Origin of the sequence: uncultured Methanobrevibacter sp., assembly GCF_900314695.1 — an archaeon.
Taxonomy (GTDB): domain Archaea; phylum Methanobacteriota; class Methanobacteria; order Methanobacteriales; family Methanobacteriaceae; genus Methanocatella.
The window spans coordinates 73,516-99,597 of the sequence record NZ_OMWD01000009.1 but is presented as its reverse complement, the minus strand read 5'-3'; the positions used below and the strand labels follow the sequence as shown (position 1 = coordinate 99,597).

The window sequence follows — 26,082 nt, the reverse complement described above, 5'->3', positions numbered from 1 at the left end:
GCACACGTTTACAAAATAAAGAAACAAGACTCAAAACATTAGTTTATAATATTGATCTTTCAACAAAAATTTAAAAAAGGATTTCAACAAGACCAAAAAAAGCGAAAGCTTTTATATTATCATATCAAAAAGAATATATTTAGGTGAAATTATGAGTGAAGAAAAAATTACTTATGATGATGTTAGACAGTATGAAAAATTTTTCACATTAACTCCTTCATTTTTACTAGAAAGATGGGCCAAAAAAAATACTAATTTGGTTTCCAAGTTTGAATCTAAAATAGAGTCCTTTTTGAATCGCATGGATGACAACAAAAGGAACAAATTGCATGCTGTCTTGAATAGTGATATTGATGAATTACAACTCATTATGAAAGAAGCACATGAAAGGACCAATAAAAAACAATATAAGATCTTAGCAAACCCAAAATATAAGCAATTCATTGAAGAAAATCTTAAGGAAATCGAAAAAATGGTTTAATGGGATGAAATGTCTGATTGCACATCCCATTTTGCGGGTCTGTTAATAAAACATGTGGATGTTTTTTTCCAGTAACAGTTATTGCATGTTTTGCATTTACTCTCACCATTACCCTCAATTTGCCATTCAACCAAAAAGCTAGGATCAGCCACAAATGGTCTTTGCATTGAAATGTAGTTAATATCAGTTGAATTTAAAATATCATTAATCTGTTTTTGGGTAGTGGCTCCACCACCTAGAATAACTGGAATATCAACATTTTTGATTATTTTTTCACTTGCTTCAACCAACGGATTTTTCTCCTTGTTTTCCCGTGTGAAAAATTGCGGTGAACGTGGACGTGTTATCTGAAGTGAATCAACACCATATTTTTCAAGAATTTTAGCAACTACAATTGTCTCATCCAAGGTCATTCCATTTGTTGTTCCGTCAAATGCATTTAAACGACAGTTTATATGAAGTTCTGTAGTCTCTTTAATCACTTTAATTATTTCCAAAACGATTTTCAAACGGCTTAATGTACTTCCTCCGTATCTGTCGCTACGGGAATTGAAATTGGGATTTATGAATCTGGACAGGAAATAGTAGTTCCCAAGACCTATTTGAATGCCGTCAAATCCTGCATAATCGAATTTTTGGGCGGCGATAATCATGTCTGTTTGAATCTTTCTAATGTCTTCTATTGATATGTCATCAATTTTCATATTCTGCTCGGTTTTCTTGTTGAATTGTACAAAACCCAATTGGGCAAAAATAGGAACGTCATAAACGTGCACCAAATCTGTCAGGTCACGCGCTTCACGTACAAATTGAGTATAGTTAACGGTATTAGAATATTTTGAAAAAACGTCTCTCGGATATAGGGAGTATAATTCGGTAATTATCAATCCAACACCGCTGGCTGCAATATTTTCGTATCGGTTATATATTTCAGGAGTCAAATTACCTGATTTTTCTCTTTCAGACTCCCACAAACCTGTTCTGACAATTCTGCTGTTAAGCTTCAAATCTCCAAATTCACAGTAATCAAATAAATCTTTCATGATAGTATTTAAGATAAAATTATATAAATATGATTCTAATGTAAACAATTATTCATAAAAACATTAATTTATGAGTTTTTTCATAATTATCTGCATGAATTATAAAACTATCGGTTTAGCTATCTTGATTTTAATGGCATTTGTATCAGTATCTGCAGTTTTCAGTGCTGATTCACCAATTGTAGATGGTTTAAACAGCACAACAAATTTCACTCAAGCATTAAATGATGCAGGAGTTCAAAATAAAACTGTCTTATTGATCTTTGACCAGGATAGCTGTTATTATTGTGATTTGTTGAAAAAGGATGTTTTATCCAATGCGAATGTTCAAAAGCAATTGGAAAAGGATTTCATTGTTGTAGACATTGATATTACAAAACAGCCACAAATAGCTTCAAAATATAAAGTTATGGGAACTCCGACTTGTGTATTCTTAGATTCCAAAGGAAATGAAGTTCAAAGGATTGAAGGTTACGTTTCCGCTGGTGAATTTTTAAATTTGATTAAGGAGATTTAGATGGAAGTTCTTCCCCTAATTTCCTTTACTTCGGGAGTAATATCAATATTGTCCCCATGTATATTGCCGATATTGCCTATTTTTGTAAGCGTTAGTCTGAAATCCCGCTCTAAGCTTGACCTGATATCGTTTGTCGGCGGTTTGTTGACAATTTTTGTTATTATAATATTTTTGACAGGTTTTTTCACATCAATTCTATATTCGTATATTGTTCCGATAAGGATTATATCTTCAATTATTTTGTTGATTATTGGTATTTTGATGTTTTTTGATTATTCGATGGGATTTAAAGCAATTCCTCAAATAAATGGTGATGGTCTGTTTTCATCATATATTATGGGTATTTTGACATCGGTTGCATGGGCACCATGCTATAGTGGATATCTGATTTCATTAATCTCATTGCTTATAAGTTCAAGCAGTCCGACCTATGCTGTTTTAAACATAATTATCTATTGTATGGGTTTTGCTTTAACATTATTCATATTAAGTCTCTTCATTTCAAAAATTAATTTGGAAAGGCTGATATCAAAAACAAGGCATATTCCTAAAATATTTGCTGTACTGGTGATTTTTGGAGCCTTATACTTATTGTATGATGCAATTCAGGCAGTAATCTAAATTCAATTTAAAATAGACAACTTTAAATTATATATGATTAATATTTATAATTATGAATATTCAGACTGAAAGTACTGAGGATAAAATCATTTCAGCTACATTTAGGCTTATTCGAAAGGATGGTATTGATAAGGTAACAACTAAAAAGATTGCAGCTGAAGCCGGTGTTAATGAAGTAACTATATTCAGAAAGTTCAATAACAAGCAGAATCTGGTAGATATTACCAAAGATCATTATATGGAATTGTTTTTAAACAAAATGGAAGAAATATTCAGCTTTGATGAGGATATAAGCATCGAGCAATATCTTAAAGATAACTTTTTTGGACTTTTAAACCTTTCTGATGAGGAATTCAGTGTACTTAAAGTTGCTATGGAAGAAGGGGGAGAAATTTCAGACAGAAAACGTTTAATTTCACAAATAAATGATGTTATTCTTGATAATATTGAAGAATTTTTTAAATTGCAGATTCAAAAAGGTGAAATCAAGGATATTAATCCAAGGGCATTGTCAATAATGTGTTTTGGAGTAACATTCCAGTCTATCGTTTTGTGGAAAGTCTACAATAAAACTCCAAGTGTGGAAACAGAACAGTATTTTCAGGAATATATAAATATAATATTTAATGGAATAAAAGAATAATTATTTCTTGAATTTCTGCTGTTCTAATTAGTTGTTTCTACTAAAACTATCATTTCTATTCAATATCAATCTTGGAGTAATCTTATTTTACTTAGGTAGATTTCTGAAAATGATTGAAAGTGATTTGTGGATTTAATATATGTTTGAATGACAGTTTTCATTCTGAATTCCAGGTATATTTTCATTTCTTTTGTAAATATGTTTTTTCTTTTTTTTGCATTGATTTTAATTAATTTGGAATCAATTTTTTTTTAAAAAAATTCATTATATTTAAATGTATAGTATAAAATTTAGGTATACCTAAAAATTTATATATTCCTTCAACAATATTAGAATATATAATAAAAAAACGAGGTAAAATGAATGAATTTAGAAGGAGTAGAAAAAACAATGCTTTTGACAATCTACACAAAAGCAAAGCATTCCAGACAAAAGAATCATAAGTTTTATGATTCAAAAGCTATTGAGGTCATCTCACAAATAGACTATGACTTCACAATGGCAGATAAAGACAGAAAGATGCAACTGGGAGTAATTTCAAGAACAATTGTTTTGGATGATATGGTGTCAGAGTATATATCACAGCATCCAAACTGTACAATAATCAATATTGCATCAGGAATGGATACAAGATTCAACCGATTGGATAATGGTCAAATCAGATGGTATAATGTCGATTTGGAAAATTCAGCAAAATTCAGATTGAACTACATAGAAGATACAGATAGGGTAACAACATTGGCCTACTCGGCGATGGATCCAGAATGGGCAAGTAAAATCAAGGCTGATGGCGATGTGCTGTTCATCATTGAAGGTCTGACTATGTATCTGAATCAGGGCGATGTGTCTGATATCCTGAATATCATTGATGAAAACTTCAAGAATTGCACAATTTTTGTCGAAATCATGCCGCCAACTTCTGTTGAAAACGTTAAGGAAATATCCGTTGAAGAAACTGATTCTAAATTTACATGGGGAGTTAAAAAAGGTAATGAGTTGACAAAATTAAATTCTGCTTTCAATTGGATAAGGGATGTGAATCTATTTGATGGGGCGAATGTCTACAAGCCAATATTCAGGCTATTCACATGGATTCCAAATATAAGAAATAGGATGGACTATATTGCAGTCTTGGAAAAATAAGTCTTACTCATGGTTTTTGGACCATTGGTAAGCTATTCTAGCAGATCCATCCGCAACATATATTGTTCCGCATTTCTTGAAATCATTTTTTTCAATCTGATTTTGCATAATATGATTGTTCGGATGGGTGTCGATTCGAATATTGTTTGAAATGTTCTTACAATATTCAATCAAAAAATTGAAGATTCCCTTAAGCTTGCCATCACTTGCAATGCGATGCAATGTAATATATTCATCTTCGTTCAGCCAATTTCCATTTTCAATGTATTGGTAGGTTGGCTCAGCTTTGTTGAAGAGTGCAAATACTCCATGGGGAGAATCATCATCACATATCAAATAACAGATCCTTTTGCAGATATCCTTTTTAACCAAATCTCTGGTTGGATAAGAATGGCCCCATTGGGTGGGATTGCCTGTTTTTATCATGAAATCCTGTGCTGATTTGTAGATGGCCATAATTGCAGGTAAATCATCCATTTCAGCTTTTTGTATATTCATGTTAAATCACTTTAAAATCAAGAAGCTTAATACTATTGGAAATCAATTCGGGATTGTCATCGATTTTTTCGGATAGTCTTGTAGTTATGTATTTTTTGTTGTCATCTGGAAAAACAGTTGCAATTTTTAAATCTTCATTGTCCATTATGACGCTTGCAAGGAAATTCGCACCACTGGAAATGCCGATTCCCAAACCGAATTCATTGGCTATTCTTTTTGACATGTTTATTGCATCACAGTCATGAATCAAAACAATATCATCAATCAAATCCTCATCAACAATGCCTGGAATAAAGTCATCTCCAATTCCCTCAATCATATGGCTGCCTTCTTCCATTCCCATTTTAAGAATGGATAATGTGGATGGTTCGAGAGCGAAAACTTTGGAGTCGGGGTTGTTGTCTTTCAATCTTTTTCCAATACCCATCAATGTCCCTCCGGTTCCGATACCTGAAACGAAAGCATTAACGTCAGGAACATCATCAAGAATTTCCTGACCGGTTGTTTTATATTGGGCTTCAACATTTAATTCATTGTCAAACTGGAGTGGTCTGTATGCGCCTGTTTCATTTGCAAACTCTTCGGCTAGTTCAAGACCTCTTTTGAAACCGCCTTCCTCTTTGGATATAAGATGGACGTGGGCACCATACATTTCAATCAGTTTTCTTCTCTCAAGAGAAACCCAATCTGGCATGAAAATATGGACATCATGACCGTAAAGAGCGCCAATGGCACTGAATGCAATTCCAGTATTTCCGCTTGTGACTTCAACAATTGCCTGACCGTCTTTTAGATTTCCATTTTCTCTTTCTTTTTGAATGATATATAATGCGATTCTATCTTTAATGCTTCCTGAATAATTGTAGAACTCAAGTTTGGTATAAATGCTACCTTTCTTTCCTTCGTATTCATAATCAATTTGTATCATTGGTGTATTTCCAACTAATTTTCCAATATTCATAACTCTCATCCGATTTTATAATATTATACTATATGTTTCTAATTCATTAAAAACTTTTTTTGATGCCGATAATTTTTGGAAATTTGCAGTGCAATATTTAATCCATAACCAAGTTATGAAGTAATTTTCATTAATCCTAATTCATTGCCATGTTGATTTTTTTACTAATTGCTACTTTTTTTGATTGCTTATAATCCCTTTTTGACATTCTGTACTTGATAAGCGTAGATGAATAGGTTATTACCGCTACAGATCCGATGTTGTGAATCAGGGCACCTTCAATTGGATTTAGGATTCCAAGTATTGCCAATGCCATTGCAACAACATTTGAAGTTAGGGCAAACGCTATGCTTATATTGATTGTTCTGACAGTTTTTCTGGCAATACCAATCAAATGAGGTATGTCTCCAACATTGTCATTTATTAAAGTAATATTGGCAGCCTCAACACTTATTTCACTACCAATTTTTCCCATAGCTATTCCAACATTGGCCTTTTTAAGTGAAGGAGCATCATTTACTCCATCCCCAATCATGGCAATATTATGTCCAAGCATTTGTTCTCCTCTAATGTAATTTGTTTTGTCTTCCGGCAGACAGTTGAATTTAACGTTTCTAACTTTAACCTCTTTTGCAATGTGTCTTGCAGTTTTTTCGTTGTCTCCTGTAAGGAGTGTTGTTTTGATTCGAAGTTTCTTTAGATTTCTTATGGTTTCCTTTGAATTTTCCCGCAGGGTATCTGCAAGCAATACGTTCCCGATTAGTCTGCCGTTCTCTGCAACAAATATGGTAATATCACTGCTTTCGCTTTTGTAATCTTTCAAGTCAATGTTTTCAGATTCCATTAAATTTATATTTCCTGCAATCACTTTTGAACCGTTGATGATTCCGGTTACGCCTTTGCCGATATGCATTGTGAAATCTTCAATATCCAATAATTCCTCTGCATTATCATAATATTTTACAATTGCCTTTGCTATGGGATGCTCTGATTTTGATTCGAGTGATGCAAGCATTCTCATCATTTTTTTAGGGTTGTTGGAAATAATGTCAACAACTTCGGGGGTGCCGTATGTTAATGTTCCGGTTTTATCGAATACCAATTCATCAGTTCTTGCCAATTCCTCTATTGATGCTCCATCCTTTACTAGGATACCGTATTTGGTCAGGTTTCCAATTGCAGCCATAATTGCTGTAGGTGTGGCTAAAACAAGTGCACATGGGCAAAATACAACGAGAATTGTCACTGATCGTGCAATTTCGAATGTATACAGATATGTCAAGATTGCAGCTGTAAAAGCTATTGCAACAACAAATGTTGCCCATTTGTCAGCTTGGCGAACTACATTGGCATTTTCGGGAGATGATGATTCGACCAATTTGATTAATTTTTGAAGAGAACTGTCATCACTTACTTTTTTGGTTTCCATTGTAAATGAACCGTAAAGATTGATTGTTCCACTGTATACATCATCATTGGCTTTTTTATCAACAGGTATGGATTCTCCAGTCAATGTGGACTGGTCAATTGAGGTTTCACCATTGATTATTCTGCCGTCGGTTGGAATGCTTTCTCCAGGAAGCACTTTTAGGATATCTCCAATTTGAACTTCCGAAGCTAGTATTCTTTCTTCTTTTCCATTTCTAATTCTTACTGCAACTTGTGGAGTCATATTCACCAGTTCTTTGATTCTTCCTTGGGTTTTGGATACAGTATATTCTTCTAAAAATCCACCGATAGCCATGATTGTTGCTATTTCGCCGGCAGCAAATACCTCTCCGATTATTATTGATGCAACAATGGCTATTGAAACCAGTAAATCTGCTTTTATATCAAATTCCGTAATAAGTCCTTCCGCACATTCCTTAAAAATTGGAATTCCACATAAAATTACTGCAATCCAAGATAGATAATCTATGGATAGAATGAAACTTGCAATTAAACTTATGGCTGAAATCATTATCGCCAGCAAGTCTATTTTTTCATGTTTTGAGAATTTCATTTTAAACAGCCCTATATATAGATATACCCGATAGGGTATAATTTGAATTTTTAAAAAAAATAAGATTTCAGCAAATTAAAATTTATAATAAATATAATTGTTTTAAATTAGCTAAAACCTTATTTTAATATTAATTCATAGATTTTTATTTAAGTGGCAATGAAAAATAATCAATAAATTAAATTTTATATTTCATATACCATATTGGGTATAAGGTTATTTTGATATATAAATGTTTTGATGGAATATTTCATTGACATAAAGTATTTCACATTTGAGATTAAAATTGAATATTATGAAATTGAATTATGTCGTTGAAGGAAAAGGCGAACCATTAATATTTCTTCATGGTCTTTCCGATGATTTGAGATATTGGGAAGTCTTAACAAGCACTCTTAGGAAAAAATATCAAGTTATCAGAATAGACTTAAGAGGCCATGGAGAATCTGAGTTAGGTGATGATGAGATTACTATTGATACTTATGCAGATGATTTGAAAAACCTTTTGGATGACCTTAAAATAGATGCTGGAAATTTAATTGGATTTTCATTGGGAGGCGTTGTTGCAATGGATTTTGCAATCAGATATACGAATTATGTATCTTCGATTGTATTGATGTCAACTTTTGCGAAATGCGATGAAAACATTACTACCACTTTAAATCAATTTAAAAGGGAACTTGATAGGGGCTATGATGAGTTCTATGATTTCATGATTCCTAAAGTATTGTGTCCGGAAGTAATTGAAAAAAACAGGGAAGAATTGGAGATGTTGAAACAGATTTCATCACAAAATGCAAATGTGGAGGCATATAAAAAGGCTGTGGATGCATGTTTGAATTTCAATGTAGAAAATGAAATTGGTCAAATTGACGTCCCTGCACTGGTTTTTGCCGGAAAGTATGATGAAATATTTTCTGTAAGTGTACAGGAAAACATTCACAGGCATATCAATAAGTCAATATTCATTGTTTTGGATGATGTAAGACATAATCTTCTTGTTGGTATAAATAATGCAAAAATTTCTGCAATGATGGATGATTTCTATAAAAATGAGATAAATATTTGATTTTTTCAAGATGATATTCAAAATAGTTTATAAATAATGAATAATAAATAGGTTTTTATGGCAGAAAATATCGATGAAACTTCATTAAAAATCATGAAAGCTACATTGGTGGTTCTTCAAAGGGAAGGATCAAAAGCAACAACTAAAAAAATAGCTGCTGAATCCGGATTTAATGAATTGACAATTTTCAGGAAATTTAAAAACAAAAATAATTTAATCAATGCTACAAAGGAGTATTATCTTAAATTATTGATGGATAAACTGGAAGATGCATTTGATTATGGTGAAGATGAGGACATAGAGGAATTTCTCAGAATCACATTTTTCGGCATATTGAATCTTGAAGAAAGTGATTTCGATATACTTAGACTTGCTATGGAAGAAGTAAGAGAGTCTTCAGACAATAAATCCATCATGCTTGAAGTTGCACTATTCATAATCGAAAAGCTGGAAGGATTCTTTAAGATACAAATAGAAAAGGGAATCGTGAAGGATATGGATATCAGGTCAATAGCCGTAATGTGCTTCAATTCAATTTTCCAGTCAGTCCTATTGTGGAAAATATATTCTATTGATGTTGGTTTTGATACAAATCATTATGTGGACAATTTATTGAACATGCTTTTAGAAGGAATTGGTGTTCAAAAATAGAAATCAAACCTTATGAGTTAAGATTAATTAGATTATATTAATTTATTTTTTTAAATAAGTTGAAGTTAAGTTTTTTTTACATTATTCTGTACTGAAAACATTTAAATACTACATTAAATAGATTAATATTGGTATTTTTTAAAAATTAAATAATTTAGGTTTAAATATGAAAATTTTAACAATTCAAGATATCTCATGTTACGGTCAATGCTCAATAACAGTTGCACTGCCTGTTGTTTCTGCTTTTGGAATAGAAACTGCAGTTCTTCCTTCTGCTGTTTTATCAACACATACATCAGGTTTCACCGGTTACACTGTTAGGGACTTGACAGAAGATCTTCCAGAAATTAGAAAACATTGGGAAAGTGAAGGAATATATTTTGATGCTATTTACACTGGTTTTATCGCATCAATGGAACAGTTGGATTATATAAAGGAAATAATTGATTCCAGATTAAAGCCTGACGGATGCGTATTTGTCGACCCGGCTATGGCTGACCATGGTGAATTCTATAATGGTTTTGACCAGGAATTTGCAGACAAAATGGGGGAACTTTGTAAATTAGGAGATTATATTCTTCCAAACACAACTGAAGCTTGTTATATTTTACATAAACCTTGGAAAGGGGAATTTACAAAAGATGAAATGTTGGAAATGGCAAATGAACTTTCAGCATTTACCAAAAGATATGTTATCCTGAAAGGTGATACACACAAGGAAAATCAGCTTGGAATGGTTGTTTTGGATAAGGAGGAATCAACCTGTGAATTCGTATACAATGACAGGGTAGATTATGTCAGTCATGGTACAGGTGATGTATTTGCTTCATCGTTTGTGGGATCTGTCATGGTCGGAAAATCACCTACTTCAGCAGCTAAAGTCGCAGGTGAATTTACTAAAAAAGCGATTGAAAAGACTGTAGGTGATGAAACTCATACTTATGGAGTTAAATTTGAACAGGCGATTCCTGAACTATATGACCTATTAAATCAAGTTGAATAGATATTATGCACCTGTTTGATATACAAACAGGCAACAATTTTTTTTTAATGAATAGATGTGTTATTGATTTGATTTCATAGTTTCAATCTGTTCGTCACGACTTTTTAGTTTTAAAGTGAACAGAAAAGCGATGAATGCCACTGCACTGGCTAAAATCAAACTTATTTTATACCCCATAATTCCTGCAAATGATGCTATAATTCCACCGATTAGAGCACCACCTATTAACTGTCCTGCACTTGACAGCATATTGACAATGGCCTGACCAGCACCTCTTTCGGTAGGCTTAGCCTCACTTAAAACGATATATCTCAAAGGAGCTCCAATTATTGTTACCAAACCCACCCCTACCAGACAGCCTGCAATGATGAATAGCAGGAAGTTATTCGGATATATTGCAATTGCTATTAGGCCAATGGTCAGTAATATTGTTCCAACCATCATTATCTTACGTGAACCTGTGGAATCCAGAATCTTTCCGAGAATAGGTGCTGCAACGGCATTTGCACCTAAAATAGGAATAAGCATCAAACTTGCTAACTGGTCGTTCAGCCCCATTGAAAGAATAACAAGCGATGGGATGAATATTGCTGATGAATAGATTATACCATAGGCTAAAGTTTCTACACATGCAATTCTAATCTCCTTGTTCTTTAACATGTGTATTGCTACAATGGATTCTTCTGCTTTTTTTTCCACCCTGAAAAATATTGGAATCAATATTATGAATATCAACAAGAACGGAAGAACCTTTGAAGACAATAAGCTGCTGATGAAGTTACTTGAATCAATTTGGTTAAGACCATATGCTAAAAATATTGAAAGCAAGCTTAGAATTAGGATTCCAGGATAATCTATTTTTAGTTTTCTTTTGTTTTCAGCATCCGGCAGAATATACAGTGCAAATAGTATTATGAAAATGCTGATTGGAATATTGATAGTGAAACACCAATTCCAGCCATAGGGTATTAATGCCGCTCCAACCAATGGTCCTCCGATTGCTGAAATTCCAAATACACTTCCTAAAATCCCCAATGCTTTTCCTCGCTCTTCCAATGGGAATGCATCTCCGATAAATGCTCCTCCTACAGGAAAAATTCCGCCACAGCCAAATCCCTGTATTATTCTTCCTAAAAATATTGAATCGATATTTGCTGAAAATGCAATTAGGCATGATCCGATTCCAAAAAGAATCACGTCCAAAATGAAAATCTTTTTTCGTCCATAGAAGTCTGAAAACTTGGCCATTACAGGTGAACCAATCATGAAAAAAATGACGAATAAGGTAAATATCCAGCTTGATTCTCTGCTGGTCAGGTTAAAGCTTTGCTCGATGGATGGCAGGACTGGCCCTATGATTCCAGTATCCAATGAGCCCATGAATACTCCTATTAAAAATAGGATTAGTATCAAATTCCGTGTTCTTGTATCTAAAGTTTTTTCTGTCATGCTATTTTTTGTTTTATTTTTTAAGTGAAATATAAAAATTAATTAATATTATATTCAATCTTTTATTTATTGTTGTTTTTTTGCTTAAAAATACCTATTAATTTTAATTTTTTCCAGTTTCTATTTGAATATATTTTAAATAAGCTCTGTGGGCTTTTAATTTTACTATACTATTCTTTAAAGTTAAACAAGTTTTATATAATATTCTTTACATATGTATTATATTATAGATGTGTCATTTTTATTAAAGAAATGATTTTTATTAATGGTGGAAAATATGGATCTTTTTAATTTATCTTCAGCTCAGAAAATGCTTTTGTTTTCTGAGATAAACAATCCTCATAATGATTCTTTCTATCTTAAATTTAGAAAAAATTATGATTTGGAGGATTTTGATGCTGTAAAATCGGCAATTGAATGTATTTCAAAAGAATATTTGAATTTACAAATTAAATATGATGAAAATGGTGAATTTAAGCAATATTTCACTGATGGTCGTGTCGTCAATGTTGATTCATTTGACATTTCAGACGATATTGATGAATTCATAGAAGATTATCTCGATAAACCTTTTGATGACATTTTTGATAGTCCATTATACAGATGGGCAGTTTTGAAAACAGACGATTCGACTGTGCTTATCGGGGTTGTTCAGCATATTTTACTTGACGGAACCTCACTTTTTTCAATAATACCTCAAGAAATTGAAAGATACATGGATTGCGTTAAAGACAACAGTGAATTTGTTCCAATAGATTACTCCTATGACAGTTATGTTGATGAGGAGATAAAGTATCTCGCTTCAGATGATGCGCAAAACGACAAGAAATATTGGCTTAATTCATTGAAGGATTATAATCAGGACTGGTATTCATTTGATGATTCCGAATTGGGTTATCTTGAAGTCCTGTTTGACAAGACTCATGAATTCAATTACTCTCCATTCGTAACTTCCCTTGCACTTTGTTTCTTATATCTGGCAAAATCCAAAAAGGACAATAAGTTATTCAAAGATTTGGTTTTAAACACTTCAGTTCATGGAAGATACTTCGGACAGGGTGATGCACTGGGAATGTTTGTTAATACAATTCCATTAAGGCTTGAGTATGATGAGGAATTGACATTTGATGAATTGCTTGCATATTCCAAAAAAGTTCTAAAGGAAGGTTTAAGTCATGCAAAATTACAGTTCAGTGAATATACTACTGATTTAAGAAATAACAACATTGACCCTGACTGCATTTCAATGGTTTCAATAGTATCCAACTCAACAGAATATGGCTCCAAATTCCTCACCCTTCAAAAGGACATCAAGTTCCCGCTTCACTTCAGAATAAATAAGAATTTTTCAGATAAGGACGGCCTACAGTCCATATTTATTGAATATGACAAGTCATGTTTTGAAGCAAGAGAAATAGACTCAATCGGGCAGGGCATTAAAGATTTGGCAAGGCAGGTTGAAAATGATCCTTCCAAAAAATGCAGGGATTATGATATAGAAGAAGTTGAATTCTTTAAGGCTGAAAACTATTATAATAATTTAATCAATTCATTCGATAATCCAACAGCAATTTCACCTGATGTCAGCGGAGATGAAGTTGAATTTACAAAAATTTCCAGGCCAATAGATATTGATAAACTGAAGAATCTCTCTAACAAGTATTCTTTGCCAAAAGAAAAAGTATTGCTTGCAACTTTCCTTTATGACTTAACCAAGTTTTCATTTTCAAAAGATATTCTGATAGCTTATAATCGTGTTGCAGCAGGATACCACTTCAACACAGATTTAAGTGTAGGAGAATATTTCAACGATTTCAAAAAAACATTTGAAGAGTATAATTCATATCCTCTCATGAATAACAGAAAGCTAAACTTTGAAAGTGAAATATTATTCTTCATCAGGGAATTCGACAGGAAAGATTATAAATTGGTATTGAATTATGAAAGTGGAAACATTAACATCAGCTATGACAAATCATTCTATTCAAAAGAGCTCATGGAAGCATTTCTAGAGTCAATGGATGTGTTGCTGGATAAGTTTGACTGTGAAGATACTCTGTTGAAGGACATTTCAATCAGAAGGGAAATAGAATTGGATGAAGGATTCGAGATTGAACTTGCAAATGAAGGAATTGTAAACAGGGTATTTGAAGATATTGCATTGAAAAATCCTAAAAAGACAATACTTTATGCTGAAGACGGCCAACTAACATATGATGAATTGAACAGAAAAGCAAACAAAATCGCTAATGCATTAATCAAAAGGGGAGTAAATGTTGAAGATAGAATAATGTTCATGATGAGAAGGAACAGCGATTTGATTGCAGCAGTTTTAGGTATTGTCAAAGCAGGAGCGGCGTTCATTCCAATTGATCCTAATTATCCGAAAAACAGAATAGAGCAGATTCTTGAAGACAGTGATTCAAGATTTGTTATCACCTCAGCCGATATTGAATATGGTGGTGAAAACAGGATTGATGTTGATGAACTACTCAAAGAGGAGGATGATTCAAATCCAAAAATTGAATTGACTCCGGACAACCTATGTTTCTTAATATACACTTCAGGTTCAACAGGAAAACCGAAAGGAGTAATGATTACCCACAGGGGAATAACCAATTATGTTGCCAATGTCGAGGAGAATGTGCCGATTTACGAGCTGAACCATAGATGCAATAAGTTTATTTCAATTTCCACCGTATCCTTCATTGTATTTTTAAGGGAAATATTCGGTACAATCTTGAATGGATTACCAGTAGTGTTTGCAAACGATGAACAGGCAATAGACCCATTGCAGTTGGTCGAATTATTCAAATCAACCGATGCAGAAGGATTCGGTTCAACACCAACAAGATTACTTGAATACCTTCAGCTTGAAGAAATCCAGGAAGTTGTCGGCAAATGCAATGTCATAATTGTAGGTGGAGAAGGATTCCCACCTGTACTATATGACAGGCTGTCAAAATACACTTCAGCCGACATTTACAATTCCTACGGACCTACAGAAGTTACCATTGCATCACATTATAAATTGATAGACTCACCTGAAGTAACTGCAGGATGGCCTATGCTTAATGTAGTCTGCAAGGTAATGGATATAGATGGAAATCAGTTGCCTCCATATGTATCCGGTGAAATATATGTGGGAGGGGCTGGTATCGCAAGAGGATATCTAAACAATCCAGAACAAACTGATAAAGTGTTCATGCAACTGAATGACATTGCATATTACAATACAGGAGACCTAGGTAAAAAAGACGCTTCCGGCGAGCTATATGTGTTGGGACGTAACGACACTCAAATCAAGCTTAGAGGTTTAAGAATTGAGCTGTCAGAAATAGAAGGGGCGATTGCAAACTTTGACAATATCACCCTTTCAAGTGTAGTGGTTAAAAAACTCAACTCAATAGAACATCTGTGCGCATATTTCACGGCCACCTGTGATATAGATATGGATGAGCTCAAACAGCACCTGGTTGATTCACTTCCTGAATATATGGTGCCGTCCTATTTCACACAAATGGAAGAATTCCCAAAAACACCTAATGGAAAAACTGACTTCAAAAACCTTCCAGATCCTGAAATTGATGTTGAAGAATCCATAAAACCAAGAACAGACCTTGAAAATGAATTGTTCAATATGGTATCTGACATCCTTGGAATTGATGAGTTTGGGGTCAATACTGATTTGTTCAGCATAGGATTAACCTCACTGACAGTAATCCAGCTAACTTCAGCAATATACAATAATCTGAATGCTCAATTGAACGTAACTGAAATCCTGAAATACAAGACAATTGAAAGAATAGCTTCAGAAATTAAAGTTGAAGAAGATGCATCTGCAGACATTCAGGAATTGTATCCGTTAACACCAAATCAGCTTGGAGTTTACTTTGACTGCATTAAAGACCCTGAAAATCTTGCATACAATCTTCCAAAGAAAATGGAATTTGACAATGGCATAGATGCAGAAAAGCTCAAATCATCAATCATCAAAGCCATAGATAATCACCCATACCTGAAAACAAGAATTATTATGGATGGTGGTGAAGTCTACCAGCAAAGAAGAGATTCCTTAAATGTCGATGATATGATTGAAATTGTAGATGAATTTAATGAGGATGAATTTGTGCAACCGTTCAAATTGGATGAAGGACCGCTCTTCAGGTTTAAGATAGTTGGAAATTCAATGCTTCTTGCCGATTTCCACCACATCATTGTTGACGGAACATCTCTAAACATTCTTTTTGATGAAATTGCAAAAATCTATGACGGTAAAGACTATGAGATGGAAGAGCTAGACGGATTCGAATATTCATTAAGTGAAAACAAGGTTAAACAGTCAACCCTCTATAAGGAAGCTGAATTGTTCTTTTCAAACAAAATAAATGAATTTGATAATGCAACATTGATTGCTCAGGACATCAACGGTGATGAGTCAGATGGTAAATCTGCAATGAGAGACATTTTCATTGACAAGACTGCCGTTGACGGATTCTGTTCCAAATCAAGCATCAGTCAAAACAATCTGTTTTTGGCAGCAACTTCATTTGTAATAAACAAATTCGTTTTCAACAGGGATACATTAATTGCAACAATCACTAACGGAAGATTCAATCCTAATCAGCAAAAAACATTGGCAATGATGGTTAAGACATTGCCGTTGGCATTGAAATTAAACTCACAGTCAACACTTAAGGAATATCTTGAATACATAAACCATGAATGGCTCAACGTATTGGCATATTCATCTTATCCTTTAACAGAAATATCAAATGAATTCGACATCGCTCCGGAAATATTCTATGCTTATCATGGAAAAATCATAGAGGACATTGAAATTGCCGGCATGAATGTTGAAAGACAGTCAATTGACTATGACGGATTGAAATTCAAGATAAACATCAATGTAGTTGAAGTCGACAATCAATACAGAATTTTCTGTGAATACAACGACCAGCTATACTCAGAATCTTTAATTGACACATTGCTTGATTCTATTAGAATTGTCCTAAACAAATTCCAGACATTCGATGAAAATACTTTGATGAGCGATATTTCAATCATTGAAAATGATGATTGGGGTGTTGACGATTTTGAATATGATGAAATTCCTGAAGACAGATTAAACAAGATATTTGAGAATCAGGTTGAATTGCATCCGGACAGGGTTGTATTATATGCAACAGATGGTGAGTTCACATATGCCGAATTAAACGAAAAGGCAAATAGAATTGCTCATGCCCTCATCAAAAAAGGAGTCGGTCCTGAAGATAGGGTGATGTTCATTCTAAACAGAAACAGCAATGTAATCGCATCTGCATTCGGTATCTTAAAATCAGGTGCTGCATTCATTCCCGTGGATTCAGAATATCCTTCAGAGAGAATAGAGCATGTGCTGACTGACAGTGAATCAAAATACATTATTATTGATGATGTAATTGAGAAAAAGGGCATCAATTTAAGTGATTACAGTGAAAACCTATTGGATATTAATGAATTGCTTAAAGAGGAAGACACTTCCAATCCTGACCCTGATGTATCAGGCAGCAATATGGCTTACCTTATCTACACCTCCGGTTCAACAGGACTTCCAAAAGGAGTAATTCTTGAACATGGAAACATTGCAAACTTCGTATATCCTGATCCAAGAAACGTGTGTACTTATGAATTGGTCCACAATCTTGAAAAAGAGGATTATAAGGTATTGTCTACTACAACCGTTGCATTTGATGTATTCCAACAGGAATTGATGGGGTCCCTATTGAATGGAGTTCCAATGGTATTTGCAAATGATACTGAGTATAAGGATCCGATTGAGATGATGGACCTTATACGCAGGAGCGGTGCAAACGTTTACGTTGCAACACCTTCAAGATTGCTTCAGTATCTTGAAATCGAAGCGATGCAGGAGGTAATGTATGGATTTAAGGTATACATCCATGCGGGAGAGCCGTTCTCTGCGAGATTGTATGAACTCCTATCCAAAAACTCCAAAGGAAAATTCTTCAACATGTACGGACCAACCGAAACAACAGTATACTGTAACGGTCATCTTTTGGAAAGTCCAGACATCCACATTGGAAAGGAATTATTCAACGTTCATGAAATGGTTATGGACTTCGATTCAAATCCTCTGCCTCCAAATGTCATCGGTGAGTTGTTCATTGCTGGAAAAGGTGTTTCAAGAGAATACCTTAACCGTCCTGAGAACAATGCAAAAGCCTATGAGATAATCAATGGAGTAAGGTTCTACCATTCCGGAGACTTTGTTAAAGTTACACCTGAAGGAAACTATTATGTGTTCGGAAGAATGGACAATCAAATCAAGCTTAGAGGTTTAAGAATCGAAATAGGTGAGATTGAAGTTGGTCTTGGAAATTATCCTGGAATCAAATCAGTTGCAGTTGTAGTTAAAAATATCAAAGGAAATGACCATTTATGCGCTTACTTTACGGTCCATGATGAATACAAGGATGAAAACCGTGAAGAAAATGGCTATTCAATCGATATAGATGACCTCAAGGCTTCACTTGCTGAAAAGCTTGTATACTATATGGTTCCAACAGTCTATATGGAACTTGATGAAATGCCTCAAACAGCAAACGGCAAAACAGACTTGAGAAACTTGCCTGAACCTGAACTCATTACAGAGTATGTTGCTCCTGAAAATGAGATTGAAGCATTCTTTGCTAACCTATTTGGTGAAATATTAGGTCTTGATGAAGTAAGTGCAACAGACAGTTTCTTTGAAATTGGTGGAACTTCTCTTCTCGTTACTAAAATCACAATGGAAGCTTTAAACCGTAATTATAATTTGAATTATGGTGATGTATTCTCAAATCCTACTCCAAGAGCATTGTCTGAGTTCATTTTATCGGATGAAACAATGGACAAAAAGGCTGAAGTTACCTATGACTACACACAGATTAACAATCTGCTCAAGAAAAACAACCTCAAGGCACTGATTGATGGTGAAATTGAAGAAAGTTTAGGAAATATATTGCTTACAGGAGCAACTGGATTTTTAGGAATACATGTATTGCGGGAATTATTGGAAAATGAAACAGGAGATATTTACTGTTTTATTAGGGCGAATAAGGTCCTGAGCGGTGAAGAAAGGTTAAAATCATTACTCTTCTATTACTTCTCAAATGAATATGAAGAACAATTCAACAACAGATTACATGTCATTGAAGGGGACATTACCAACATTGAGGACTTTGAAAATCTTGCTTCTGAAAAAATCGATACCATAATCAACTGTGCAGCTAACGTAAAACACTTCTCATCCGGAACTGATATCGAGGATATCAACCTTGGAGGTGTAATAAACGGACTCAAATTTGCAAAGATGAAACATGCAAAATATGTGCAGGTATCCACATACAGTATTGCAGGTGAAAGTATAGACAACTACCCTCCTGTTGATGTCAAATTCTCAGAACATGATCTCTTTATCGGTCAGGCAGTTGACAACCAATATCTCAGCTCAAAATTCCTTGCAGAACGTGCGGTATTGGAAGCTGCAGTTGAAGATGATTTGGATGTAAAAATCATGAGGGTTGGAAACCTTATGGCAAGAAGCTCAGACAGCGAATTCCAAATTAATTTCGAATCAAACGGATTCATAAATCGTTTGAAAGCATTTGTAACAATTGGAAAAATGCCTTATTCCATGCTTATGAACAATGTGGAATTTTCACCGATTGACACTACTGCAAAAGCTATTATTAATCTTTCAAAAACTCCTAAAGAATGTACTGTATTCCATCCATATGATCACCATAGCGTTTGCTTCGGCGACATCATTGAAATTATCAAGCCTTTAGGATTGAATATTGAGCCTGTTGAGGAAGATGATTATGAAACTGCTTTGGATGAAGCACTTGCCGATAAGTCAAAGCAGGAGGGAGTATCAGGTCTTATCACATCAATCGGTTCTGGAAAAGTCAAAAAAATCTGGATGCCGGTCGACAATACATACACCATTCAGACATTATATCGTTTGGGCATCAAATGGCCATTCATATCTGAGGAGTATATCTATAATTTTGTAAAATTCCTTGAAGATTTAGATTTCTTCAGTATCTAGGAGTATAACATGTATGAAAGAAATTATGAATTATTAAGAGCAAAATTCAGTGAATTTTTCCTGCCGACATTGTTTACATCAATGGCAGGAAACATTTGCTTGTTTGTAGACGGTTTGATTGTTACATTTTTGCTTGGAGCAGGAAACCTCTCTGCAATCCAGATTGTCGCTCCGGTAATAACTTTTGTCAATCTTATCTATTGGATGATAGGATTGGGCGGCAGCGTACTTTGTTCCGTTTCAAAGGCGGAATTTGATGATGAAAAAAGTAACAGTTACTTTTCGGTTTCAATAATTGCCCTTTTGACAATTGGAATACTTATTGCAGTTTTCGGTGTTTTGTTTTCACAAAGCATCTCCCAGTTTCTGTGCTCATCACAGCCTGCCTTGACTAATGATGTAAGACAGTTTTTCACTGCACTTATAATAGGTATGCCATTTTTATGTTATATGATGAGTTTATCATACTTCATAAGGGCGGATGGAATCCCAACACTTCCATTCAGAGCCATATTAATTGCAAATATTGTAAATCTCTGTTTTGATATAGTATATATCCAATATGTGGGGATGGGAATTGCAGGGGCTGCTTTGGCAACTACAACTGGTTACATTGTAGGTTCAATAATCATTTCATATTACTTCTTTAAGGATGAGCGTACATTGAAATTCATTAAACTGAAATTAGGTTCATTTTTCAGCTATCTTAAAAGAATTGTAACTTCAGGGTTTTCCTCATCATCAACACAATTGTACCTAACTCTAAAACTGTTCATAATGAATATCCTATTGGGCTGGTATATCGGAAAATCAGGGCTTGTCGCATTTGGTATATGTTACAACAGCCTGTTCATATTGTACATATTCCTGATTGGAACCGCACAGACAATGTCACCAATCGTATCAGTTTACTTTAAGGAAGAGGACTATTCTGGAGTAAGCTATGTAACCAAAAAGTCTCTAAAAATAGTTTTGACCGCAAGCCTGGCTCTATCTATATTGTTCATTGTTTATCCGCAGGCATTGCTGTTCCTCTACAGCGTTAAGGATCCTGCTGACATACCTGTGGTTTTAAATGCATTGAGAATTTTTGCAATAAGCTATGTGGGAACCGCAATTACATTTCTATACACATTTTATGCTCAGGCAATTCAGCAAAATAAATTGTCAACAATTATTTCATTGCTTGAAGGATTTATCGTACCGATTTCATTTGCAGTGGTATTATCATTCATCTTCGGCGGAAATGGAATTTGGGTTTCATTTGCAATAGCTGAAATCATAACAATTCTGTTTATTTTTGCTTATTCAAAATACCTCAATAAAAGTACAAATGGAGAATATAGTGGATTCTTTATTAACAAACACAATGACGATACAAAAGTATTTGAGCATACAATCCATGGGGACGTAAACGAAGCGGTAAATCTGTCCCGTGAAGTTAAGGATTATCTCAAACTAGACAAGTCAGCAACATTGGTCAGTCTTGCTATTGAAGAAATGCTTGTAAACATAATCAACACCAATGAAAGCATTGACACAATAGATGTTATTGTTAGGGATAATGATGATAATATTCTGATTTCCATTAAAGATACTGGTATTGACTTCAATCCTGTTGTTGAAAATGAAAACTTGGAATTTGACAATATTACCATGTTGAATAAAATTGCTGACAAAATTGACTACTCAAGGGTTTTGGGTTTAAACAGTACAGTCATCACCATCAACAAATGATATCATTGAAGTGGGGGCAATCCTCCACAATCTAATTTTTTTAAACATTAACATCGACAATTTCTGTCATGAAATTTCATTTGAATATTGGTTGATATATATGGGGAACTTAAATTCAGATGGATTTTCAATAACTTCATAATTAATGTCAGATATATGTAACTAAATTAAAGCAAAAAATTTTTCTTTTCATTTAATCATTCGAATATCGCAAATCCTTTATTCAATTTTGGAGGCATGTCGAGTCAAGTACATTAAGCAATCGATTTTACATAAGTATAAAAATTATTATCAATAAAATTACTATCAATTATGTTTGATGATAATTCTTATTTAGAAAAGTTTTCGCTTAAATACTCGGAAAATGTTCCCAAAGATTATGACATTTCTGAAATCCAGTTCACATATGATTTTGTCTTTCCAGTTTTAAAACAAGACGCTGGCATTGATGAAGCTATAGGTGGTGTTGTCAAAGAATATAAGTTGTCTGAAGATTATTTGAGAGAATATTTCATTGAAAATAAGTATATATTAAACAAGGCGAAGATGAAAGACATTTCAGAACAGCTCAATGAGTACAATACCAAAACCCTAAAAAAAATCCTGAAAAGTCACGGCATTAAAGCTTCAGGCAAAAGAGAAAAGATAGAAAAGAGAATAATTGACAACAAACTGATTGGAAATGAGTATTATCTCTCATCCAAATCCAAGGTATTTTATAAAAATAAAAAAAGAAGAATAAGGATTTTCAATCAATATCTCTCCAATCATTATTATTTCCGGGAATTCAATGAATTTTATATGGACAACTATAGGAAAAAAGAGGCCAATATTCCAATTGAATTCATTAACATTCATATCAAAAAGGCAATGGATGAAAAAAATCATGAAAGCTATGTCTTAAACAATCAGGTGATGGCTGAACACTTCTTCAAAAAGGAGAACAACAGAAAAATGCTTGTGCATGTCCTGAAAAACTATTGCATGAACATAAATCCAATATGGAAAATCAATGACCTGGAAGACCATAATGGCGTTCTTTTGGAGACATATGAAAATTTGGTATTTCTGCATGATAATTTCAGCAAGAATACAATTATAAATACATTTTATTTTATTTGGGATTCATTTGATTTTGAAAAGATAATAGTAACAAAATATGATGCATATAGGATATTGAAAGACATTTTGAACTTAAAGAATCTCGATAAGATTAACAGTGATTTGAATGAACGTTTTTATGAAAATGAAGATTTAAAGATTAAACATATAACCCAAAAAACATTATTTGATTTTTAAGGACTTGATATTGTGAACATTTTAATATCTAATGATGATGGAGTTTTTGCACCGGGCATATTGGCTGCAAAACAGGCGGTTGAGGATTTGGCAAATGTTTGTGTTGTGGCACCTGACAAAAATAACAGCAGTGTCGGTCGTCGTCTAACATTGTTTAAACATTTGGAAATTAACCAGTGTGAACTTGAAGATGGAAGCCCTGCATATTCCGTATCAGGCAGTCCTGCAGACTGTGTTGTGGTGGGTGCCGATTATGTGATGGATGCAAAGCCAGATTTGGTGATAAGTGGAATAAATCAGGGAGTTAACATTAGCTGTGACATTACCTCTTCCGGTACTGTATGCGCTGCATTTGAGGCAGTCAGTCTTGGAATTCCTGCAATTGCAGCTTCATTGTTTATGGATCCAAAAACATCCTACAGGCAAGATGAAAACGGCAACTGGTATATGGAGTATGATTTCACTCTGGCAAAGAAGGTCCTGCATGACATTGTCTCAAAGATAATTGATGATGGATTTCCCGAAGGTGTTGATTTATTCAATCTGAACGTGCCGTCAAACTATGATTCTGAAGAAGTTAAAATAACCCATCTGTCCCATAAAATGCTTGATAAGCAAGTCATTGACAATACTGATGAAGAAAAAAGGGAAATATTTAATTATCCGTTGGAAGATAATCAGGAAAGTGATGGCTTAATTATGATTACTCCTGATTTGGTAAAAGATTATGAGGAAGGCAGTGACGGATATGCATTGATGGTTGATAGGTGTCCCAGCTTAACACCTCTTAAAGTCAACATGACTTATGATGACTTGAAGAATTGGTGAATTTTCAATAATTTGACTTTTTTTCATTTTAACAGTCGTTCGACATCACTTTTGTGCTCAAACAAAACACAGCCACCTTCATGATCATCCATTAAAATGCCTTCATCTCTCAGTGATTTGAATAGTTTTGAGTTGAGTGCTTCAAGTAATGTGGCATCCTTAACGTTCATGTCTGAGTATGGTGAAGCCGGACAAGGTTCGGCACCGCCATGGGAATTGATATGGAAAAATCCCCTGCCTGCTGCTAGACATCCTCCTGAAGTCTTTTCATCTCCCGGAAATGACATGAACAGCATATCCTTGTAATCCTCTCGCAAATGTTCAAGTTCACTTAAAAGCAGTTCCCTTTCACTATCACTTGGAGCCAAATCTATGGTATTTTCATTGACAGGTACATATTCAATGAAAAATATTACCTTGCAGCCCAAATCATGTAGCTGGTCTATATATTCCCTTGAAAGCAGGTTTTTTAAATTTCCTTTTGTAAATGTCAAAGATGCACCAAAAATTATACTTTTTTTCTTCATTGTTTCCATAGATTCAATCAGCTGTCTGTATATTCCTTCGCCTCTTCTTAAATCGGTTACTTCTTCATTTCCTTCTATCGAGAGGACCGGCACTAAATTTCTATTGGCATCAAATAATTTCAGATAATTCTTGTTGAGCATGGTTCCGTTTGTAAATATGGGAAACAAAATTTCAGGATATTTGCTTGCCTTAAGAATAACATCTTCCCTAAGCATCGGTTCTCCTCCGGCTAAGACAATGAAACTTATTCCCATCTCTTTTGCCTGTATGAATATGTCTTCCCATTCATCATCAGTTAGCTGGTTTACAGGTTCTGTATCTGCGCATGCATCATTTGCCCTTGAATAACATCCTGTGCAGTGGAGATTGCAGCTGCTGGTAATACTTGCTATCAAAAAAACGGGAATGTTTTGACCGTTTTTGCTATGTTTTTGTCTTATTTTTGTGGCTTTTCTAGCATGTTTTGAAAATTTAAGCAGATATATGATTTCTTTTGGATTTCTAATGCATGCTCTCATAGAATCCTTCAGGATGTATTCCACACCCTCTTCTAGATAATCCTGTATTTTGAAATCCATCTATTTCACCTTAACGCTTTCAAGTAGGAATTTAGCATGTTCTTCTGTTTCATAAAAGAAATTGTCCAGGCAACTTTGAGGAATGTCGTCATATTTTGCAAATATTTCAATAAGTAGATATATTGGAAAACTGTAATATTCCTTTGCAAGCATCTTGGGATTCGAGTCCTTTTTTATTATTCCATTTTCCTTTAAGATGCTAAAAAATCCATTCCAGAATATCAACGGTTTTACAAGTATCTCATTTTGGAAAAAGGTTCTAATATTTTCGTTATAATACATCTGTATGAAAATCAATTTCCAGATTTTCAGGTTCCTTTCTTCAGATAACATTTCCTTTATGGCTTCAGACCCCATATGGTAGAATTTTTCAGGGTCTTTAAGTAAAATCTCATTGTCGTTTGACAGCATATTGTCAGTAATGTCGAATAGTTGATTGTATTCGAATTGCTCTTCAAAATATTCTAAGATATCCATCAATATTGCTTCCTTTGATGAATAATGGCTATATATTGAACTTTTTTTAATTCCAACACCATCAGCAATTTCTCTAAGTGAAACAGAATCATATCCTTTTTTTGAAAATAAATCTATTGATATATTAAATATTTTTTCTTTTGTATTCATATTGCCTACCTACCGTTCGTTAGTATACTATTTTATTTGATGATATATAAATCTAACTGAAATCTTGAACCTCTCCGGCTTGTAGAAGCCGGAGATTCTTAGGCCATGCCTATTTTTTCGTCAAAGCATTTCCATTCATAATAATATGTGGATTTTCCTTGACAATTAGGCATGAAATCTACTAAGCATAGCACCATTGAACCAGTGGCACGTAGACCTTCGTCTAAAATGTTTTTTGCAGCATTTACATCTCTTTGATGTACTGCATGACAATGGGGACATTCCCATTCTCTTTCTTCACGACCTAAG

Annotated in this window: 20 protein-coding genes; 12 read left to right on the top strand and 8 right to left on the bottom strand. The window is 34.0% G+C overall.

The features are described from left to right. The first annotated feature begins 151 nt into the window (after window positions 1–151). Complete coding sequence (locus QZN45_RS04260) at window positions 152–481, top strand: hypothetical protein (protein ID WP_292609130.1); 330 nt, start codon at window positions 152–154, stop codon at window positions 479–481. Here QZN45_RS04260 and QZN45_RS04255 read toward each other — a convergent pair. Further along, window positions 478–1,524: an NADH-dependent flavin oxidoreductase gene (locus tag QZN45_RS04255; protein ID WP_296811323.1), complete on the bottom strand. Its 1,047-nt coding sequence runs from the start codon at window positions 1,522–1,524 to the stop codon at window positions 478–480. The genes QZN45_RS04260 and QZN45_RS04255 overlap by 4 nt on opposite strands. A 94-nt stretch (window positions 1,525–1,618) precedes the next feature. Here QZN45_RS04255 and QZN45_RS04250 point away from each other — a divergent pair, with 94 nt between their 5' ends. The 4 genes from QZN45_RS04250 (at window position 1,619) to QZN45_RS04235 (ending at window position 4,448) form a co-directional block, all read left to right on the top strand. Beyond that, a complete protein-coding gene (locus QZN45_RS04250) occupies window positions 1,619–2,041 on the top strand; it encodes a thioredoxin fold domain-containing protein (RefSeq protein WP_292880827.1) in 423 nt (140 codons plus the stop codon). Beyond that, window positions 2,042–2,662, top strand: coding sequence for a cytochrome c biogenesis CcdA family protein (locus tag QZN45_RS04245; protein WP_292880829.1), 621 nt, complete (start codon window positions 2,042–2,044; stop codon window positions 2,660–2,662). 52 nt (window positions 2,663–2,714) lie between these two features. Continuing rightward, the gene (locus QZN45_RS04240) at window positions 2,715–3,305 is read left to right on the top strand and encodes a TetR/AcrR family transcriptional regulator (RefSeq protein WP_296811318.1); all 591 of its coding nucleotides are present in this window, start codon (window positions 2,715–2,717) and stop codon (window positions 3,303–3,305) included. A 363-nt stretch (window positions 3,306–3,668) separates the two neighbouring features. Continuing rightward, on the top strand, window positions 3,669–4,448 hold the full coding sequence (locus QZN45_RS04235; RefSeq protein WP_292609120.1) for a class I SAM-dependent methyltransferase: 780 nt from the start codon (window positions 3,669–3,671) through the stop codon (window positions 4,446–4,448). 3 nt (window positions 4,449–4,451) lie between these two features. On the opposite strand, the gene QZN45_RS04230 is transcribed toward QZN45_RS04235, so the two are convergent. The 3 genes from QZN45_RS04230 to QZN45_RS04220 all read right to left on the bottom strand — a co-directional run bounded on the left by QZN45_RS04230 (window position 4,452) and on the right by QZN45_RS04220 (window position 7,909). Next, window positions 4,452–4,946, bottom strand: coding sequence for a hypothetical protein (locus tag QZN45_RS04230; RefSeq protein WP_292880836.1), 495 nt, complete (start codon window positions 4,944–4,946; stop codon window positions 4,452–4,454). A 1-nt stretch (window position 4,947) separates the two neighbouring features. Next, window positions 4,948–5,907: a PLP-dependent cysteine synthase family protein gene (locus QZN45_RS04225; RefSeq protein ID WP_292880839.1), complete on the bottom strand. Its 960-nt coding sequence runs from the start codon at window positions 5,905–5,907 to the stop codon at window positions 4,948–4,950. A gap of 136 nt (window positions 5,908–6,043) precedes the next feature. After that, window positions 6,044–7,909 carry a cation-translocating P-type ATPase gene (locus tag QZN45_RS04220; RefSeq protein WP_296811314.1) on the bottom strand — a complete coding sequence of 622 codons (1,866 nt, stop codon included), beginning with the start codon at window positions 7,907–7,909 and terminating at the stop codon, window positions 6,044–6,046. A 295-nt stretch (window positions 7,910–8,204) separates the two neighbouring features. On the opposite strand from QZN45_RS04220, the gene QZN45_RS04215 reads away from it, so the two are divergent. The 3 genes from QZN45_RS04215 to QZN45_RS04205 all read left to right on the top strand — a co-directional run bounded on the left by QZN45_RS04215 (window position 8,205) and on the right by QZN45_RS04205 (window position 10,632). Next, window positions 8,205–8,978, top strand: coding sequence for an alpha/beta fold hydrolase (locus QZN45_RS04215; RefSeq protein WP_296811311.1), 774 nt, complete (start codon window positions 8,205–8,207; stop codon window positions 8,976–8,978). A gap of 57 nt (window positions 8,979–9,035) precedes the next feature. Then, a complete protein-coding gene (locus tag QZN45_RS04210; RefSeq protein ID WP_292880849.1) occupies window positions 9,036–9,629 on the top strand; it encodes a TetR/AcrR family transcriptional regulator in 594 nt (197 codons plus the stop codon). Between the two features lie 166 nt (window positions 9,630–9,795). Continuing rightward, on the top strand, window positions 9,796–10,632 hold the full coding sequence (locus QZN45_RS04205) for a pyridoxamine kinase (protein ID WP_296811307.1): 837 nt from the start codon (window positions 9,796–9,798) through the stop codon (window positions 10,630–10,632). A 60-nt stretch (window positions 10,633–10,692) separates the two neighbouring features. On the opposite strand, the gene QZN45_RS04200 is transcribed toward QZN45_RS04205, so the two are convergent. Further along, the gene (locus tag QZN45_RS04200; protein WP_296811304.1) at window positions 10,693–12,081 is read right to left on the bottom strand and encodes an MFS transporter; all 1,389 of its coding nucleotides are present in this window, start codon (window positions 12,079–12,081) and stop codon (window positions 10,693–10,695) included. A 277-nt stretch (window positions 12,082–12,358) separates the two neighbouring features. Here QZN45_RS04200 and QZN45_RS04195 point away from each other — a divergent pair, with 277 nt between their 5' ends. The 4 genes from QZN45_RS04195 to surE all read left to right on the top strand — a co-directional run bounded on the left by QZN45_RS04195 (window position 12,359) and on the right by surE (window position 24,040). Continuing rightward, window positions 12,359–20,176, top strand: coding sequence for a non-ribosomal peptide synthetase (locus QZN45_RS04195; protein ID WP_296811301.1), 7,818 nt, complete (start codon window positions 12,359–12,361; stop codon window positions 20,174–20,176). Between the two features lie 9 nt (window positions 20,177–20,185). Further along, a complete protein-coding gene (locus QZN45_RS04190) occupies window positions 20,186–21,913 on the top strand; it encodes an MATE family efflux transporter (protein ID WP_296811299.1) in 1,728 nt (575 codons plus the stop codon). Between the two features lie 312 nt (window positions 21,914–22,225). Then, a complete protein-coding gene (locus QZN45_RS04185; protein ID WP_296811296.1) occupies window positions 22,226–23,212 on the top strand; it encodes an SAP domain-containing protein in 987 nt (328 codons plus the stop codon). Between the two features lie 12 nt (window positions 23,213–23,224). After that, a complete protein-coding gene (gene surE / locus QZN45_RS04180) occupies window positions 23,225–24,040 on the top strand; it encodes a 5'/3'-nucleotidase SurE (protein ID WP_296811293.1) in 816 nt (271 codons plus the stop codon). A gap of 23 nt (window positions 24,041–24,063) precedes the next feature. Here the strand turns inward: surE and QZN45_RS04175 are convergent, their stop codons facing one another. The 3 genes from QZN45_RS04175 to QZN45_RS04165 all read right to left on the bottom strand — a co-directional run. Next, window positions 24,064–25,146, bottom strand: coding sequence for a radical SAM/SPASM domain-containing protein (locus QZN45_RS04175; protein ID WP_296811291.1), 1,083 nt, complete (start codon window positions 25,144–25,146; stop codon window positions 24,064–24,066). Next, the gene (locus QZN45_RS04170) at window positions 25,147–25,773 is read right to left on the bottom strand and encodes a TetR/AcrR family transcriptional regulator (protein WP_296811288.1); all 627 of its coding nucleotides are present in this window, start codon (window positions 25,771–25,773) and stop codon (window positions 25,147–25,149) included. A 98-nt stretch (window positions 25,774–25,871) separates the two neighbouring features. Beyond that, a partial coding sequence (locus tag QZN45_RS04165; RefSeq protein ID WP_296811286.1) for a zinc ribbon domain-containing protein occupies window positions 25,872–26,082 on the bottom strand: 211 nt, incomplete at its 5' end.